We start from the raw sequence: 17,867 nt of genomic DNA, 5'->3' as shown, positions 1-17,867 counted from the left end.
CACGGCAGCCCGAATCGGCGTTGTTCGTGAGCATGGCATGCGTGACAATACGCGCCTGATTTTGGGAGAGTTTGTATGTCTGACACCTTGCGCATCGTCATGGCTCAGTTGAATTTGCACGTCGGTGACGTGCACGGCAACGTGGCGCGCTTGATTGACGCGGCTCGACAAGCGCGCGATGAACAGCACGCTGACGTCATTGTGTTTCCGGAGTTGGCGTTGTCGGGCTACCCGCCAGAAGACTTGTTGCTGCGCTCAAGTATGCAGCGCCGCGTTGAGCGTGCCTTGAATGAGCTGGCCACCGCTGTCAGTGGTATCTATCTAGTGGTGGGTTACCCCTGGTGTGAGGGTGAGTTGCGCTATAACGCCGCTGCCGTGCTCGCCGATGGACAAATTCTGGCCAGCTACTACAAGCAAAAGCTGCCCAATTACCAAGTCTTTGATGAGAAGCGCTATTTCAGCGCCGGCACTGAGCCGTGTGTGCTGGAGATCAAAGGTGTGCCGGTGGCACTGACCATTTGTGAGGATATCTGGTTCAGTGAGCCGATGGCACAAGCGCAAGCGGCTGGCGCGCAGTTGATGCTGAGCCTTAATGCTTCGCCGTTCCATCTAGACAAACAAGCCGAGCGCGAGGCCATGCTGGCGCAGCGTGCCCGCGAGGGCAGCATGCCGATTGTCTACGTCAATCAGGTGGGTGGGCAGGATGAACTGGTGTTCGACGGCGGCTCGGTGCTGGTCAGCGCCGAGGGGCAAGTCTTGCAGCGTAGCCCTGCGTTCAGTGAAGGCTTGTACCCGCTGGATTTCAGCGTGACTGATGTGGGTGTGCAAGCTAAATCTAGCCAGCTGGCCGAGCTACCCACGCTGGAGGCTGCGGTTTATCAAGCGTTGGTGGTCGGCGTGCGCGATTACGTGCGCAAAAACGGCTTTAAGGGTGTGCTGCTGGGCTTGTCAGGCGGCATCGACTCGGCTTTGAGTTTGGCGGTGGCGGTGGACGCCCTCGGTGCTGAGCGCGTGGAGGCGGTGATGATGCCCTATCACTACACCGCACAAATGAGTTTGGACGATGCCGAAGAAGAGGCCCGTTTGCTGGGGGTGACCTACCGCGTGCTGCCGATTGCGGCGATGGTTGAAGCCTTTCAAGAAACGCTGGCGCCGGTGTTCGCAGGCCTAGGGCGCGACACCACCGAAGAAAATCTGCAAGCGCGCTGCCGCGGCACCTTGTTGATGGCCATGTCCAACAAGAAGGGTTACTTGGTGCTGACCACCGGCAACAAGAGCGAGATGGCGGTTGGCTACGCCACGCTGTATGGCGACATGGCCGGTGGCTTTGACGTACTCAAAGACGTGCCCAAAACCCTGGTGTTTCGTTTGTCGGAATACCGCAATCAGCTGGGTTATGTGATTCCGCAGCGGGTGATTGATCGTCCACCGTCAGCCGAGCTGTCGCCGGATCAAAAAGACGAAGACTCATTACCGCCGTACCCGATCTTGGATGAGCTGCTGAAGTTGTATATCGAATACGACCTCTCGGCCGATGCCATCATTGCCGAAGGCTTTGACGAGGACGTGGTGCGTAAAGTGGTGCGCTTGGTTGATCTCAATGAATACAAGCGCCGCCAAGCCGCGGTCGGCCCACGCGTGACCCAGCGCGGCTTTGGCCGTGATCGCCGTTATCCGATCACCTCTGGCTGGAAGATTGGTGATTAAGCGGTGCGGACTTAAGCGCTAGGCAATAAAGTTAGGTAATGAAGTTAGGTAATAAAAAAGGAGGCCGGTGGCCTCCTTTTTTATTGGCGCAAGGTTTAGTCAAACAGACCAAAGGTCAGATAGCTGAACCAGCTGCGGCTTTTTTCTTCTTCGGCGGGTAGGCCTTCTTTCAGCTCGCTGGGGATGGCTTCTTCGGCGTCCTCATACTGCTGAATAACGTCTTGGCTGGCGCGAGTTTGGCCCGGCGGTAGCGGGGCTTCTTTATCGAAGAGGCCAACGGTGTAACGGTACAGCCAGCTGCGCTCTTCTTTTTGCTTGTAAGTGACCTTGAACTCGCCATCTTTGAGGCTGGGGTGCTCGGGGTAGTTCAGCTTCAGGGTCGCCAGCGAGGTTTCTTTCAGGTCTTGCATGCCAAGGTGATGATACGCCTCGGTCATGATCGCCAAGCCGTCACCCACAGCGGGGGTGCCTTGGAAGTTCTCGACGATGTAGCGGCCACGGTTGGCGGCGGCGACATAGGCTTTACGCTTGAGGTAATAGTCACCGGCGTGCACTTCATAGGCGGCCAACAGGTTGCGCAGATAAATCATCCGCGCTTTGGCGTCTGGCGCGTAGCGGCTGTTGGGATAGCGGCTGGTGAGCTGCGCAAACTCGTTGAACGAGTCGCGGGCGGCGCCAGGATCGCGCTTGGTCATGTCCAGCGGGACAAAACGCGAAATCAGGCCGCGGTCTTGCTCGAACGAGGCCAGGCCCTTGATGTAGTAAGCGTAATCAACGCTGGGGTGCTGCGGGTGCAGACGCACAAAGCGGTCGGCGGCGGCGCGCGCGGCTTCAGGCTCAACGCTTTTGAAGTAGGCGTAGATCAGCTCTAGCTGCGCTTGTTCGGCATAACGGCCGAACGGGTAGCGCGATTCCAGCGCTTTGAGCTTTTCGATAGCAGTGCTGTAGCGGCTGCTTTCCAAGTCTTCCTGAGCTTGGCTGTACAGCTCGTTTTCGGTGAGGTTTTCGTCGATGACCGTCTTGGAAGAGCAGGCCGCGATAAGGGCCAAAGCGGCAATCAACAACAACTTGTTCACTGGCATGGTGTCGTGCATCCCTGAGACGGCGGCTGACGCGTGCAGGCCGTCCTGTTATAGTGAGCGCCCGCATAACGGGGTTGAAGAACGCCGTATTTAACCACAGCGCGCAGGCGAAACCAAAAGCCTTGCCACCTCTGATGATCATGTCTGAACTCATTGAAAAATCTGCCACGGTCACCGTGGCGCTTGGTGGCCAGCGTCTGGACCAGATTGCTGCGCAATTATTCGACGAATATTCGCGCTCGCGGCTGGCCGGTTGGATCAAAGACGGCGCGCTCACCGTGGACGGCAAAACCCTGCGCCCGCGCGATACCGTGCATGCTGGCAGCGTGCTGGCGCTGACCGCTAAGGTCGACGTGCAAGGCGAATGGGTGGCGCAAGATATTGCGCTGAACATCGTTTATGAAGATGAGCACATCTTAGTCATCGATAAGCCCGCCGGCTTAGTGGTGCACCCTGCGGCAGGGCATGCCGATGGCACCTTGCTGAATGCATTGCTGCATCACGTGCCGGATTTAGAGCACGTGCCGCGCGCCGGCATTGTTCATCGTTTGGACAAAGACACCACCGGTTTGATGGTGGTGGCGAAAACCATCGAGGCGCAAAACAAGCTGGTGCGTCAGCTGCAAGCGCGTAGCGTCAGCCGTTTGTACGAGGCCGTGGTGCTAGGTGTGGTGGTGGCTGGCGGTAAGGTGGATCAGCCGATTGGCCGCCATCCACAACAGCGGCAGAAAATGGCGGTGGTGGCCGGTGGTAAACCGGCGGTCAGCCATTACCGTGTGCTCACGCGTTTTCGGGGTCATACCCATGTGCGCGTCAAGCTTGAAACCGGGCGCACCCATCAAATCCGCGTGCACATGAGCTATTTGGGCTTCCCCTTGGTCGGTGATCCGCAGTACGGCGGTCGCGCGCAAATTGCCCCGGGCGCCAGTCCTACCTTGATTCAAGAGCTGCGTGAATTTCCGCGTCAGGCACTGCACGCCCGCTTTCTTGAGTTGGAGCACCCAGCCACGGGTAAAAAAATGGGCTGGGAGTCGCCCTTGCCTGAAGACTTCCGCTGGCTGCTAACCTTGCTCAAACAGGATGCAGAAACCTATTTGGGTTAAGCGATGAGTACAAGTTGGTATCTCCCCGAGTGGTCCTTGCCGGCGGGCGTGCAAGCGCTGCAGACCACCCGCTTAGACGGCGCCAGTGGCGCGCCGTATGACAGTTTCAATTTGGGTGATCATGTGGGGGACAACCCGCATGCCGTTGCGGCGAACCGCAGCAAGCTGGCGCGGGCGTGGCAAATCGAGCCCTGCTGGCTAAGCCAAGTGCATGGCATTGAGGTGGTCGATGCGGCAACCGCGGCGTCGGGCGCCTGTGCTGATGCGGTGGTCAGTCGCACCCTCGGGCAAGCGTGTGTGGTAATGACCGCCGACTGCCTGCCGGTATTGTTCGCCAGCCAACATGCAGACGTGGTCGCGGCGGCACATGCCGGCTGGCGCGGCCTGCTCGCTGGCGTGTTGGAAAACACCCTTAAAGCGATGGCTACACCGGCTGAGCAGGTCAGCGTTTGGCTGGGGCCGGCGATTGGTCCGCAAGCCTTTGAGGTGGGGGCAGAGGTGCGCGAGGCTTTTCTGGCCGTGGATGTAGCGGCCGCCAGCGCGTTTAAGCCCTCGGCGCGTGCGGGGCATTATTTGGCGGACTTGTACTTGCTCGCCTGTCAGCGCTTGGCCGCGTGCGGCGTACGGCAGATCGCCGGTGGCGGTGAGTGCACCTTCAGCGATAGCCAACGCTTTTTTTCTTACCGTCGCGCCGCGCAAACGGGCCGTCAAGCCAGCTTGATTTGGCTGTCTACGCCACGCTAATCCCACGTTCTTCTTGCGATAAATCAAGGTCGCGACCTTGAAAGCGCGCAAAGTGTCCTTATCTAAACAGTAACGACGATTAACTGTATTGCTGCTTTGGAGTGTTATTCGGTAGTGACGGGCAAGTGATCGCCCACTCCGCAGCAGCGTTTAACACGAGGACTAGGTATGCGTATTGATCGTTTAACCAGCAAGTTACAGCTGGCTCTTTCTGATGCTCAGTCGTTGGCGGTGGGACGTGATCACCCGGCGATTGAGCCTTTGCACCTGATGCTGGCGATGCTTGAGCAGCAAGGCGGCTCACTGAAGCCGTTGCTGTCGCAGGTCGGCTTCAACATCAAACAGCTCACTGGCGAGCTAGACAGCGCGCTGAATGATCTGCCGAAGATTCAAAACCCCACCGGCGACATCACACTGTCGCAAGACATGGCGCGCCTGCTCAACATGGCCGACAAGCTGGCGCAGCAAAAGGGCGATCAGTTTATTTCCAGTGAGTTAGTGCTGCTGGCGGCGCTGGATGACAACACCCGCTTGGGCAAGCTGCTGCTGGCGCAAGGGGTGAGCAAGAAGGCGCTGATTAACGCGGTGGAGAATCTGCGCGGCGGTGAGTCGGTGAATGACCCCAATGCCGAAGAGTCACGCCAAGCGTTGGATAAGTACACCATCGACCTGACCAAGCGTGCCGAAGAGGGCAAGCTGGATCCGGTGATCGGTCGTGACGACGAAATCCGTCGCACCATTCAAGTGCTGCAGCGTCGCACCAAGAACAATCCGGTACTGATCGGCGAGCCGGGGGTGGGTAAGACCGCCATCGTCGAGGGTTTGGCGCAGCGCATCATCAACGGCGAAGTGCCCGATGGTCTCAAAGACAAGCGTTTGCTGTCGCTGGATATGGGCTCGTTGATTGCGGGGGCCAAATTCCGTGGCGAATTTGAGGAGCGCCTCAAAGCCGTGCTCAACGAGTTGGGCAAGCAAGAAGGGCGCATCATTCTGTTTATCGATGAGCTGCACACCATGGTCGGCGCGGGTAAGGCCGAAGGCGCGATGGATGCTGGCAACATGCTCAAGCCCGCCTTGGCGCGCGGCGAGCTGCATTGTGTCGGTGCGACCACGCTGGATGAGTACCGTCAGTACATCGAAAAAGACGCGGCGCTGGAGCGGCGCTTCCAGAAGGTGCTGGTGGATGAGCCGAGCGAAGAGGACACCATCGCCATTCTGCGTGGCCTGAAAGAGCGCTACGAGGTGCACCACAAGGTCACCATCAGCGACGGGGCCATCATCGCCGCCGCCAAACTCAGCCACCGTTACATCACCGATCGTCAGTTGCCGGATAAAGCGATCGACTTGATCGACGAAGCGGCCAGCCGCATTCGCATGGAAATTGACTCCAAGCCTGAGGCATTGGATCGCCTTGAGCGGCGCTTGATTCAGCTCAAGGTCGAACGCCAAGCGCTGAAGAAAGAAGAGGATGAAGCCGCGCGTAAGCGCCTCGCCAAGCTCGAAGAGGACATCGCCAAGCTGGAGAAGGAGTACGCCGACCTTGAAGAAGTGTGGAAGTCGGAGAAGGCCGAAGTTCAAGGCTCAGCGCAGCTGCAACAACAGCTTGAACAAGCCAAGCAAGATCTGGAGCTGGCGCGGCGTAAGGGCGACCTCAACCGCATGGCTGAGTTGCAGTACGGCATCATCCCTGATCTTGAGCGCAGCCTACAGATGGTGGATCAGCACGGTAAGGCGGATAACCAACTGCTGCGTAATAAAGTCACCGATGAAGAAATCGCCGAAGTGGTGTCCAAATGGACGGGCATTCCGGTGGCCAAAATGCTCGAAGGTGAGCGCGATAAGTTACTGCGCATGGAAGACGCCCTGCACCAGCGCGTGATTGGTCAGCACGAAGCGGTGGTCGCCGTGGCGAACGCCGTGCGCCGCTCACGCGCCGGCCTGGCTGATCCTAATCGCCCCAGTGGCTCGTTCTTGTTCTTAGGCCCCACCGGCGTGGGTAAAACCGAGCTGTGCAAGGCGTTGGCTGAGTTTTTGTTCGACACCGAAGAAGCGCTGGTGCGCATCGATATGTCGGAGTTTATGGAGAAGCACTCGGTCGCCCGCTTGATTGGTGCGCCGCCCGGCTACGTGGGTTACGAGGAGGGTGGCTACCTCACCGAGGCGGTACGCCGTAAGCCGTATTCGGTGATTCTGCTCGATGAAGTTGAGAAGGCGCATCCGGATGTGTTCAACGTGTTGCTGCAAGTGCTCGAAGATGGCCGCCTAACCGATAGTCAAGGCCGCACGGTGGACTTTAAAAACAGCGTGGTGGTGATGACATCCAACTTGGGCTCGGCGCAAATCCAAGAGCTGGCAGGCGACGCCGAGGCGCAACGCGCGGCGGTGATGGAGGCGGTGGGCATGCACTTCCGTCCCGAGTTCATCAACCGGATCGACGAGGTAGTGGTGTTCGAGCCGTTAGCGCGTGAACAAATTGCCGGCATTGCCACAATCCAGCTGGCTCGCTTGCAAGGCCGGCTGGCCGAGCGTGAGTTGAGCCTTGAGTTGTCGGATGAGGCGTTGAATAAGCTGGTCGCGGTTGGGTTTGACCCTGTGTACGGCGCGCGACCATTAAAGCGTGCGATCCAGCGCTGGGTTGAAAACCCGCTGGCGCAAGCCATCTTGGCTGGTCGCTTTGTGCCCGGCAGCCGCATCATGGCGCAAGTGCAGGGTGACGAGCTGGTGTTCTCGGTGGCTGGTTGATCGCAGTTACCGAAAACGACACAGGGCAGCTTCGGCTGCCCTGTGTCGTTTGCTATGGGGCGATTAGACCAGCCCGGCAAGCACCCACGCTTGTACTTGCGCGCTGTGTTCATCGGTGATGTCGATGATGTGAAACCCAGCCCAGCAATGCTGGCCGTCGCCGCCGGCGCGGCTCCACAGGCACTCAACCCCTAGAGGTACTTCGGTGTCCTCGCTGCATACCAAGACGCACTGCCAGATAGACTCGGCCTCGATCATGGTTTCGCTGAAGATCAGCAAGCCTTCCTCGGAGATGTCGACCACGCGGCCCATGCGTTTGCCGGTGATGCTGTCGAGTAGCTCCAAGGGCTGCTGCGGGGCGACTCGGGGTTGGTAACGGCGTTCGTCCATTGGGAGTCTCTTATAGTTATGGGTGGTGAGGCTTAGACGGCAGGCGCGGTCTGGCGGCCGGTCAAGCGCTTCAGTACTTTGTAGATAGTGCCTAGGGCGCGATCGACCAGTGGCTTGCGCTCAGGCTCAATAATGCTGGCTTGGTCAGTGCTCAGCGCTTGGGCTAAGTCCTCAATGCTCATCACCAAGGAGCGATGGCCGGCTTGGTCGACAAACATGTACTTGCGCGTGGTGGGGCTGAACCACGAAAGCTTCAACGGTTGCCGGCGGTTGTTGTGTACGATTTCAAACCAGGTGCCGAACTCAATGTTTTCAAGCTCACGCAGGTGCGCTTGTGCTTCGGGGCTCAGTGGCTTGCCTTTGTGCTGGCTGGGCGGGACAGGTAAGTCGTCACCCAGTAGGCTGCCGAGGTGAGAGGGTGGCAGCTCGTGTTTGATCTTGTCGGCGATTTGCGGCGCCTTGGCTTGTATGGCATGGAAACAGGTCGACAAGTCGGTGAGCAGGCGGCGAATGCCGTCTTCCTGGTAGCCGCCGACTTGCTCCAAGCCTTGGCGAACCTGCTCCAGCAGTTGGGCTTGCTTGGATTTAAAACTGGCTAGTTCGACGGCTTCTAGCGGAGTGCCGCCGCGAACCAGCTCGCTGGCTACTTGCAGGGCATTTTTCCAATCGGTACTGGCAACGCCTTGGCGCAGTTGAATAAACACCAGTACGTCGACCCAGGTCAGCTCAAGGAAATTACGGATCAGCAACGGCGGTTCTTTGCTGTCTAAGAGCTGCAGAATCTGTGCTTCCGCATCCTGACGGGCTTGCAGTAGCTTCTCGCGGCCGCGTGCCGCCTCGACGGCGCGGCGCTCTACCAGTTCAGCTTGGCGTGACTGGCTGGTGAGGAAGTCGTCCAGCTCGCCGCTGAGTTTGGCTAGCAGATCAAGATCGCCATTAAACTCGTGAATGACTTTTTCCACCATCCACTGAATTTTGGATTGCAGGGGTTGGTTATCGTCGCTGTCACCGTACAGCACACCGGCTTGCGCGAGGTTGTTAAGCAAGCTGCGCGCGGGGTGCTGCGGGTCGCTGAACAAAGCTTTGTCGTGCAGGGCGATTTTTAGGTACGGCGTGTGCAGGTGCGATAGCAGCGTTTTAAACGTGTCGGGCAGGTTGTTGTCGTCGAGAATGAAGTCGAACAGCATGCCGACCAAGTCGATCACGTCAGCCTCATCATCCGATACTTTGACCTTGCCGGGTTTGGCACTGTGCTTTTGCAGGTCTTGATGCAGGCTTTCTTTTAAGGGCGCGACTTTCTGTGGCGTCAGGATATTTTGCGGTAACTCGCGCGCGTTTTCTTGCTGCATGCGATCGAGGGCGCCAAACAGCTCGCCCAAACTAAAGCTTTCTTGCGCGTCACTGGGGCTGTAGGCGCTGATGCTGCGGGTTTGCCCGTAGATAGGTGCCTGCGGTGCCTGCTGACGTTGGGTTTGAATCAGGCTGGTTAGGTTGCTCAGCAGCTGCAAGCTTTGGGCGGCGGCTTGCGCGGCGGCTTGCAGGGTGGCGCTTTCAGCGGTGGCTCCCGGCGCCATGCCAGGGGTGCCGGCGGGTGCTTGGCCTTGCGCAGCGGTGCCGTTGAGCCCAGCAGGGCCGGCCGGCATGCCCGTGGTGCCGTTGGCGGCTGGGGCCACGGTTTGAGCTTGACCGTTGGGGGCTGAGTTCAGCGCATCGGCAGGGGCAGGTTGCTCCGCGTTATGGGGCGCAGGCGCTTGTGGCGAGGGCGCGGCAGCGTTGGGTGTGCGGCGCGCGCTGTATTTCAGGTTGGGCAGAATGCCCGCTTCGATCAGGCGTTTGTTCAGCGTGCTGTACAGCTCGTCCAGGCAGCTCATCACGGTTTGCTCAAACAACACGTAGAGCATTTGTTTGATGCGTGGGTTGAAGGTGTGCTCGCTGAGGGCTTCACGAAAGGCTTGCGCGATGTTGCGTGCGCCGTAGGGATTGGCTTCTTCGCTGGGCTTGCGGCCGTTATTAATCACCGCTAAACGCTGTTCTAAGGTGAACAGTTGTTGCACGCAGCGGCCATTCACTTGGCGCACCATGTTGGTGATGATCAGGCTTTCTTCATATTCTTCGTTTTGTACCAGCGACAGGCTATCCGCCTCTAGGTTTTCCATTTCGCGCGGCGGCGGTATTTTGCCTTCGAGAAAATCGCTGAATTTTTGCGCGATTAAGCGCAGGTAATGACGCTCGATCTCGCCACGACGGCTGCGGATTTCGCGCATGCTGTCAAAGAATAAGGTTTGTACTTGGTTGCTTTCGGCTTGGTCAGCCGCTTCAAACAAGGTCTGATCGACCTGGCCGAATAGCTCGCTGATGCGTTCGGACAGTGTGCTGACAAGCAGTTGGCGCGAGCCGGCCAGTAACTGGCGAAAAGACTCGTTGCTGATCGCGGCGCCTTGGGTAGGCTTGTCTTGGTCGTTGGGTGTACTGCGGGTGGTCATGCGTGTTCCCTCGGCCAATCGACCGTCATGCATCCGGCAACTTGTAAGTCTTTGATATAGCAAGATAGCTGAAAAACAGCCAATTGCTTTTTCTTCGATTATAGGGGGTTGACATGCGGCTGTCGCTCCGTAAAATGGCGCGCCTCAACAGCGCAGATGTAACGCTGCAAATGTTGAGGTTTGAGTGACAATGTTCCGCGATAGCTCAGTCGGTAGAGCAAATGACTGTTAATCATTGGGTCCCTGGTTCGAGTCCAGGTCGCGGAGCCAACTCAGTCGGGGTATAGCGCAGTCTGGTAGCGCGCCTGCTTTGGGAGCAGGATGTCGGGAGTTCGAATCCCCCTACCCCGACCACTTTTGGGTCGTTAGCTCAGTTGGTAGAGCAGTTGGCTTTTAACCAATTGGTCGTAGGTTCGAATCCTACACGACCCACCATATAGAAAAGGCCAGTCCACACGGACTGGCCTTTTTCTTTGCCGGTAAAAAAGCCGTGAGCGAAGACCGTGCAAAAGAGCTGCGCAAAAGTACCGCGCAAAAGTGCCATGCAAAAAAAAAGCCCCGCTAAACGCGGGGCAGATCATGTCGAACACACCTTCAACAATTCATCAGCACTACGGGCTGGCTATTTTGGCTGCCAAGCCAGAGAGTCGGCGGCCGTGTGACCCTGTTGAGCGCTAGCTGCGCTTTTAGCTATTCACAATGAGCGGTTGGGTCACACGGTCTACTAAATAGACTAGACCGTGATAATCGATGCCGCCGTGCAGGCTTAGACCAATTTCGCATGTGCGACTGGTGGATATGCCTTCACTGCATTCTTGTACGGCGTTCTTTAAGCGTTTGAGCGCGTGCTGGTTCAGCTCTGGGGTGGTGAAGCCTTTGTCGCCAGCAAAGCCACAGCAATGAATCCCTTCGGGGATGACCACGTTTTGACTGCACAGCTTGGCCAGCTCAATCAGGTGCTCGGCTTCGCCTAGGTGTTGCGTGCTGCAGGTGACGTGCACGGCCACGGGCGCCGCTTGTGGGGTAAAGCGCAGGCGTGGCGCAAGGTGCTGGCGGATAAAGCGCACCGGCTCGTAGATGTCCAAGCGGCTGTCGGGCGACTCTTTAAGCAGGCGCAAAGTGCACGGGCTGGTGTCGCAATAGATGGGGTCAAGCCCGCCGCGACTGGCTTTAAGCAGCGCATCGCGCAGTTCATTCAGTTTGCGTAAGCCTTCTTCGGCATAGCCTTTAGAGGTGAACGGTTGCCCGCAGCACAAGTTGTCCAGTCCCTCGGGGATGACCACGTCGTAACCGCCTTTGCGCAGCAGAGCGCTGGTTTTATCCAGCAGACTGACCTGTTCGCGATCGCCGGCGGCAGGGCCCATGGCGCGTGAGACGCACGCCGGCAGGTACACCACGCGCGGTTTGTCGCTTGTCGCTTGGCTGGGGAGGGTGAAGTGGGCCGGTTGCGGCATGGCGGCGTGCCAGCGCGGTAGACGCTCACCGCTGAGTTGGCTGGCGCTCTGGGAGAGCTTGGCCAGGCGCGGTGCGCCCAGTAAGCGTCGTGCACCGTCAGCGGCGTGCAGCACCCAGCGGCTGCTGTGGAGTGCGCCGGCAAAATGCTCGCCCAGCCAATGCGCCGCCTTAGGCGCGCCGGCGTTTGCGCCGCGCAGCTGGCGAATCAGGTCGCCGGTGTTGATGCCAACCGGGCAACGTTGCGCGCACAGGCCGGTAGCGGCGCAGCTGTCGATGCCTTGGTATTGATAGGCCTGTTCAAGAGCTTGGGTGTTTTCACCGGCGCGGCGTTTGGCTTGAATGTCGCGCCACAACACGATGCGCTGGCGCGGCGTCAGGCTTAGGCCGTTGGAGGGGCATACCGGCTCGCAGAAGCCGCATTCGATGCACTTATCCACGATGGGATCGGCAGCCGGCATGGGCTTGAGGTTTTGCACGTGTAGGTCGGGGTTGTCGGAAAGAATCACCCCCGGGTTAAGAATGTTGTGCGGGTCGAGCAGGCGCTTGAGCTGCCACATCAGCTGATAGGCATCGCTGCCCCATTCCAGCTCGACAAACGGAGCCATGTTGCGGCCGGTGCCGTGCTCGGCCTTGAGTGCGCCGCCAAATTCCACCGCCACCAGCTGCGCCACGTCGTCCATAAAGGCACGGTAGCGGGCGACTTGCGCGGGGGTGTCGAAGGCTTGGGTGAAGACAAAGTGCAGGTTGCCTTCCAGCGCATGGCCGAAGATCAGCGCCTCGTCGTAACCGTGCTGATCAAACAGCGCCTGCAAACGCAGCACGCCAGCGGCCAGTTGTTCGATGGGGAAGGTGACGTCTTCGATGATCACCGTGGTGCCGGTTTCACGCACGGCACCCACGGCTGGGAACAGGCCTTTGCGAATCGCCCACAGCTTGCCGAATTCATCGGGGTCGCGGGTGAACGGCACGCGTTCTAGTTGGGCAAATTCGCCCAGCACGACCTCGACTTGTTGCAGTTGCGTGTCGAGCTGCTCGGCGCTGGCGGCGCGGCTTTCGATCAGCAAGGTGCAGGCGGCTTCAGGCAGGGTTTTAACAAAGGCCGGTAGTCCCGCTTTGTGCTCGACCGAGCGCAGGCCGCGACGGTCGATCAGCTCGACGGCGGCCACCGGCGTGCTTTTCAGTGCAGTGACGGCCTGACAGCAGAGGTTGGCGTCGGCAAACACCACCAAGGTCGAGGCCTTGTGCGCATGCTCGGCCACGGTGTTGTAGGTGATGGCGCTGATAAAGCCGAGCGTGCCTTCGGAGCCAATCATCAGGTGCTGCAAAATATCCAGCGGGTCGTGGAAGTCGATCAGCGCGTTGAGCGACAAGCCGGTGGTGTTTTTGAGGCGATATTTGTGGCGGATCTTCTCGGCCAGTGCGCTGTCGGCGCGGGTTTGCTTGGCCAAGGCATCCAGCTGCGCCAATAGCTCGGCGTGCTGTTGGCGAAAGCGGCTGACGCTTTGCGCATCTTCGCTATCGAGCACGCTGCCATCGGCCAGCAGCAAGCGCATGCCGGCTAAGGTGTGGTAGCTGTTTTGCGCGGTGCCGCAGCACATGCCGCTGGCATTGTTGGCGGCAATGCCGCCGATTTTGCAGGCATTGATTGAGGCGGGATCAGGGCCGATTTTGCGTCCAAATGGCGCCAAGGCGGCGTTGGCTTGCGCGCCGATCACGCCCGGTTGCAAGCGAATTTGCGCGCCGTCGGCGCGGATTTCGCGGCCTTGCCAGTGTTCGCCCAGTACGATCAAGACCGAATCGGTAATCGCCTGCCCAGACAAGCTGGTGCCGGCGGCGCGAAAGGTGACGGGCACTTGCTGCGCGTGTGCATGGCGCAGGATTTCCTGCACTTCCCATTCGCTTTCAACGCGCAACACCAGCTGCGGGATGAGCCGGTAGAAGCTGGCGTCGGTACCGAAGGCCAGCGTCGACAGCGGATCAGCAAAACGCCGCGCGGGCGGGATCAGTTGTTGGACGGCATCGAGAAAAACACTGGGTAGGCTCATCAGAATTCACGCTGTGGGGCTTTAGCCCGCTCTCAAGTCCTCGCGCGCGAGGGGAACATTAAACGCCGCTGCGCACCAGCAAGTCGGCATTGATCTCGCTGATCGATTTGGCGCCGGTGAGCACCATGGCCACGCGCAGCTCTTTCTCGATCAGGTCCAGCAGATTGCATACGCCGGCTTCGCCGTCTGCGGCGAGGGCATAGACAAAGGCGCGGCCAAGCATGCAGCAATCGGCGCCGAGGGCGAGCATGCGCACTACGTCTAAGCCGGTGCGGATGCCTGAGTCGACCAGGATTTTCAGCTCGCCTTTGACTGCCTCGGCAATCGGCGGCAGGGCGCGGGCGCTGGACAGCACGCCGTCGAGCTGACGACCGCCGTGGTTCGAGACCACGATGCCGTCGGCGCCAAAGGTCACCGCATCGCGCGCATCGTCGGGGTCGAGAATGCCCTTGATCACCATGGGGCCGTCCCAGAAGTCACGGATCCACTGCAGGTCTTGCCATGAGATGGAGGGGTCGAAGTTGTCGGTCAGCCAGCCGATGTAATCCCCCAGCCCCGTGGGATAGCCGCGGTAGGTGGAGATATTGCCCAAGTCGTGCGGCTTGCCCAGTACGCCGACATCCAGTGCCCACTGCGGATGGGTCATGGCTTGCAGCATACGGCGCAGCGGCGCGTACGGGCCGCTCATGCCTGAGTGCGCGTCACGGTAGCGGGCGCCGGGGGTCGGCATGTCGACGGTGAACACCAGGGTGGTCACGCCGGCGGCTTTGGCGCGCTCCAGCACATTGCGCATAAAGCCACGGTCTTTGAGCACGTACAGCTGAAACCACATCGGGCGGCTGATCGCTGGGGCGACTTCTTCAATCGGGCATACCGACACGGTGGATAAGGTAAACGGCACGCCTTTGCTGGCTGCGGCGCGTGCGGCTTGTACTTCGCCACGGCGCGCGTACATGCCGGTCAGGCCGACCGGCGACAGGGCCACCGGCATGCTCAGGGTTTCGTTGAATAACTGGGTTTCTAAGCTCAGCTGCGCCATGTTGTTGAGCACGCGCTGGCGCAGGGCAATGTCGGCCAGATCGCTGACGTTGCGCTTGAGCGTGTGTTCGGCGTAAGCGCCACCGTCGATGTAATGAAACAAGAAGGGCGGCAGCTTGCGCTGGGCGGCGGCGCGGTAGTCGGTTGAGGCAGAAATAATCATCACGCGGCTTCCAATCGATTCACTTGGGCGCGCCCCGCTAAGGGCGCACCGTCTGGGGCATTAGTGGCCGACGAGTGGGTCACTGACACCAAAAACATACAAGGCCAGCAGGGCAATCACACCCGTGGCGGTGACGTAATACAAAGTAGGCCATACCGTTTTGCGCAGCGTGCTGCCTTCGCGGCCCAACAGGCCGACGGTGGCGGAGGCGGCGACCACGTTATGGATGGCGACCATGTTGCCTGCCGCCGCGCCAATGGCTTGTACCGCCACGATCAGCGCACCGGAGAGCCCCAGCGATTGCGCCACGCCGTACTGGAATTGGCTCAGCATCATGTTGCTGACCGTGTTGGAGCCGGCCAAGAAGGCGCCCAGTGCGCCGACACTCGGGGCCAGCAGCGGATAAATGCTGCCAACGCTATCGGCGACATACTGCGCCATGGCGATCGGCATGCTGGGTAAGTCAGCGGCGTTCACCCCGGAGTTGATCATGATGCGCACCATCGGCACGGTAAACAGCAGCACAAAGCCTGCGCCAAGCAGCACTTGGCTCGACTCGGCCACGGCTTTGACCAACTGTTGTACGCGCATGCCGTGCAAGAAGAAGGTGATCAACACCACCGCGACCAAGATGCCGCCGGGTAAGTACAGCGGCTGAATACCCGCGCCGATGCCGGTTTCGCCGAGCAGGTCGGTGAAGTTCAGCGCCACGCCTTTGAGTGCCGTTGAGACTTCTGGGAACACACGACTAATCACCAAGAAGATCGCCACCAGCACATACGGCGCCCACGCGCGCAGAGTGCTCATTGGCGCTTGGCTTAAGTCATCCAGCTTCATCTCGATACTGCCCAACCATTCAGTCGGCCAGTCTTTGCTGTCAGCAAAGTCCCAGCTTTGCTTGGGCACTAAAAAGCCAGCCTTGGCGGCCAAGGTGACAATCGCCAAGCCAATCAAACCGCCAGCCAGCGAGGGGAATTCAGGCCCGAGCAATACGCCGGTGACCATGTAGGGCAGGGTGAAGGCGAGACCGGCAAACAAAGCAAAGGGAATCGCCGCGACTCCGGCTTTCCAGTTTTTTTCCTTGCCAAAGAAACGCGTCAGCATCAGCACCATCAGGATCGGCATGATGCTGCCGACCATGGCATGAATAATCGCCACTTCGCTGGTGATCAGTTGCAAGAAGGCGGCCCAGCTTGAGCCTTGTTCGGTCAGTTGTGCGCCCAGTGCAGCGGTATCCAGACCGGTGTTGACGCCAATCACAATCGGCGTGCCCACCGCGCCGAAGGATACTGGCGTGCTTTGCACCATCATGCCCAGCATGACCGCCGCCATCGCGGGGAAACCCAACGCCACCAACAACGGCGCAGCAATCGCTGCCGGTGTGCCAAAGCCTGAGGCGCCTTCAATAAAGCAGCCAAACAGCCACGCGATGATGATGGCCTGAATCCGCCGGTCGGGGCTGATATTGGCGAACGCGCCGCGAATGGTGCTGATGGCACCGGAGTGTTTAAGGGTGTTGAGCAGCAAGATGGCGCCGAAGATGATCCACAGCACGCCGAGGGTAATCACTAGGCCTTGCAGGCTCGAGGCCAGAATACGGGTGACGCTCATGTCCCACGCCAATGCTGCGATTGCGGCGGTGACAAGGAAGACGGCGGGCATGGCGTGCTTGGCTGGCCAACGCAGGCCAATCAGCAAAATGCCGGCGAGTAGAATCGGGGTAAATGCCAGCAAAGCGGCGATTGCGGGTGTCATTGCGAGTCCTCCGGCCGGGCTGGGGTCTTGAAGGCTGAGGTGCAGGCGCACAGGAGGGCGACCAGCAACAAGGCACTTAAGTTCATACACGGCTCCCATTACGGCGCGTCAGTTGATGCGGCAGCGCGCCTTCGTTGATTAGATTTGTTGTTTTGGTAAATTGGTAATACCAATTACCTTTGGGCCGGATCAGCTTATGGCTGTGTAAGAATTGTGTCAATTCGTGTCGGTTCGACTTAAGTCGTATGACAGGTCATACCTATTGACCTTGAGTTGTGCCGGGCGGCTGGTTAGGCTCGCGCTAAAGCGTGCTGGCTTGGGGTTTTGGGCCGCACATCGCGAGATTCTTTGGGGGACTGGTTATGGCTGCGCTGCAACCGCGCCGTTTGTCGGATGACATCGTTGAACAGCTGGAAACCTTAATTGCCGAGGGCACCTTCAAAGCCGGCGAACGTTTGCCTGCGGAGCGGGTCTTGGCCGAGCAATTTGGCGTGTCGCGCCCGAGCTTGCGCGAGGCACTGCAAAAGCTGGTCGCGCGGGGCTTATTGATTAGCCGCCAAGGCGGTGGCAACTACGTCACGGACGCTCTGGGCAAAGGCATTACCGATCCGCTGCTGGCGCTGCTGGAAAGCCAGCCATCGGCGCATCGTGATTTGCTGGAGTTTCGCTGGGTGCTGGAAGGCGCCTGCGCTTACCAAGCGGCGCGGCGCGCCACCGAGCACGATCACGCACGGTTGCAAGCGGCGCACCAAGCGCTGGAGGCCAGCTACGCCAATAACTCGCGTCAGCAAGAGGGCGGCGCCGATGCGCACTTTCATCTGGCCATCGCCGAGGCCAGTCATAACCTGATCTACCTGCACACCATGAAGGGGCTGTTTGATCTGCTCAAACGTAACGTGGTGACCAATATCGGCGGCCTGTATCAGCGCGATCCGGACACCCGCGAGCAATTGCGCGCGCAACATGCGGCGATTCTGGCGGCGATTTTGGCCGGTGATGCCGACGCCGCTAAGGCCAGCGCCGAGCAACATATCCACTTTGTGGAAGCGGTGTTGGGGCAAGCCAGCGAGCAGCACAAACGCCATCAGCGCGCGGCGCGCCGCGATGCCTTCAGTAAACCCTGAGGCGGGTTGTCGCCCTTAGTGGGCGCTGGTCTAATG

11 protein-coding genes and 3 tRNA genes are annotated in these 17,867 nt (G+C 59.5%); 8 read left to right on the top strand and 6 right to left on the bottom strand.

The genetic code is table 11. The annotated features are described in order from the left end of the window. Nucleotides 1-75: 75 nt before the first annotated feature. Nucleotides 76-1,707 carry an NAD+ synthase gene (locus tag MKI83_RS11405; RefSeq protein WP_241586112.1) on the top strand — a complete coding sequence of 544 codons (1,632 nt, stop codon included), beginning with the start codon at nucleotides 76-78 and terminating at the stop codon, nucleotides 1,705-1,707. A 95-nt stretch (nucleotides 1,708-1,802) separates the two neighbouring features. Here the strand turns inward: MKI83_RS11405 and MKI83_RS11400 are convergent, their stop codons facing one another. After that, nucleotides 1,803-2,789 (bottom strand): outer membrane protein assembly factor BamD, encoded by a 987-nt coding sequence (locus MKI83_RS11400; RefSeq protein ID WP_241586110.1) that lies wholly within the window; start codon nucleotides 2,787-2,789, stop codon nucleotides 1,803-1,805. A 140-nt stretch (nucleotides 2,790-2,929) separates the two neighbouring features. Between MKI83_RS11400 and rluD the strand changes: the two genes are divergently transcribed. From rluD to clpB, 3 genes are all read left to right on the top strand, one after another. Next, entirely contained in the window at nucleotides 2,930-3,892 is a 963-nt protein-coding gene (gene rluD, locus MKI83_RS11395; protein WP_241586108.1) for a 23S rRNA pseudouridine(1911/1915/1917) synthase RluD, read from the top strand. Between the two features lie 3 nt (nucleotides 3,893-3,895). Next, nucleotides 3,896-4,636, top strand: coding sequence for a peptidoglycan editing factor PgeF (gene pgeF / locus MKI83_RS11390; RefSeq protein ID WP_241586106.1), 741 nt, complete (start codon nucleotides 3,896-3,898; stop codon nucleotides 4,634-4,636). 168 nt (nucleotides 4,637-4,804) lie between these two features. Continuing rightward, on the top strand, nucleotides 4,805-7,378 hold the full coding sequence (clpB, locus tag MKI83_RS11385) for an ATP-dependent chaperone ClpB (protein ID WP_241586104.1): 2,574 nt from the start codon (nucleotides 4,805-4,807) through the stop codon (nucleotides 7,376-7,378). A 63-nt stretch (nucleotides 7,379-7,441) separates the two neighbouring features. Here the strand turns inward: clpB and MKI83_RS11380 are convergent, their stop codons facing one another. Both MKI83_RS11380 and MKI83_RS11375 read right to left on the bottom strand, forming a co-directional pair. Continuing rightward, nucleotides 7,442-7,768 carry a PilZ domain-containing protein gene (locus MKI83_RS11380; protein WP_241586102.1) on the bottom strand — a complete coding sequence of 109 codons (327 nt, stop codon included), beginning with the start codon at nucleotides 7,766-7,768 and terminating at the stop codon, nucleotides 7,442-7,444. Nucleotides 7,769-7,800: 32 nt separating this feature from the next. Then, on the bottom strand, nucleotides 7,801-10,251 hold the full coding sequence (locus tag MKI83_RS11375; protein ID WP_241586100.1) for a DUF1631 domain-containing protein: 2,451 nt from the start codon (nucleotides 10,249-10,251) through the stop codon (nucleotides 7,801-7,803). A 194-nt stretch (nucleotides 10,252-10,445) separates the two neighbouring features. Between MKI83_RS11375 and MKI83_RS11370 the strand changes: the two genes are divergently transcribed. The 3 genes from MKI83_RS11370 to MKI83_RS11360 all read left to right on the top strand — a co-directional run bounded on the left by MKI83_RS11370 (nucleotide 10,446) and on the right by MKI83_RS11360 (nucleotide 10,686). Continuing rightward, nucleotides 10,446-10,521 (top strand) — tRNA-Asn (locus MKI83_RS11370). Between the two features lie 7 nt (nucleotides 10,522-10,528). Next, nucleotides 10,529-10,605: transfer RNA gene (locus MKI83_RS11365), tRNA-Pro, on the top strand. 5 nt (nucleotides 10,606-10,610) lie between these two features. Then, nucleotides 10,611-10,686: transfer RNA gene (locus MKI83_RS11360), tRNA-Lys, on the top strand. 251 nt (nucleotides 10,687-10,937) lie between these two features. On the opposite strand, the gene MKI83_RS11355 is transcribed toward MKI83_RS11360, so the two are convergent. From MKI83_RS11355 to MKI83_RS11345, 3 genes are read right to left on the bottom strand one after another with little or no spacing between them, the layout of a single operon-like run. Then, nucleotides 10,938-13,751, bottom strand: a complete 2,814-nt coding sequence (locus MKI83_RS11355; RefSeq protein ID WP_241586098.1) for an FAD-binding and (Fe-S)-binding domain-containing protein — start codon at nucleotides 13,749-13,751, stop codon at nucleotides 10,938-10,940. Between the two features lie 58 nt (nucleotides 13,752-13,809). Next, a complete protein-coding gene (gene lldD, locus MKI83_RS11350; RefSeq protein ID WP_241586096.1) occupies nucleotides 13,810-14,952 on the bottom strand; it encodes an FMN-dependent L-lactate dehydrogenase LldD in 1,143 nt (380 codons plus the stop codon). Between the two features lie 60 nt (nucleotides 14,953-15,012). Next, nucleotides 15,013-16,707 (bottom strand): L-lactate permease, encoded by a 1,695-nt coding sequence (locus MKI83_RS11345; RefSeq protein WP_241586087.1) that lies wholly within the window; start codon nucleotides 16,705-16,707, stop codon nucleotides 15,013-15,015. 362 nt (nucleotides 16,708-17,069) lie between these two features. Here MKI83_RS11345 and MKI83_RS11340 point away from each other — a divergent pair, with 362 nt between their 5' ends. Continuing rightward, a complete protein-coding gene (locus MKI83_RS11340) occupies nucleotides 17,070-17,831 on the top strand; it encodes an FCD domain-containing protein (protein WP_241586079.1) in 762 nt (253 codons plus the stop codon). Nucleotides 17,832-17,867: the final 36 nt, after the last annotated feature.

This window comes from Atopomonas sediminilitoris (assembly GCF_022601735.1).
Taxonomy (GTDB): Bacteria; Pseudomonadota; Gammaproteobacteria; order Pseudomonadales; family Pseudomonadaceae; genus Atopomonas; species Atopomonas sediminilitoris.
This window is presented reverse-complemented; position numbering and strand designations above follow the sequence as displayed.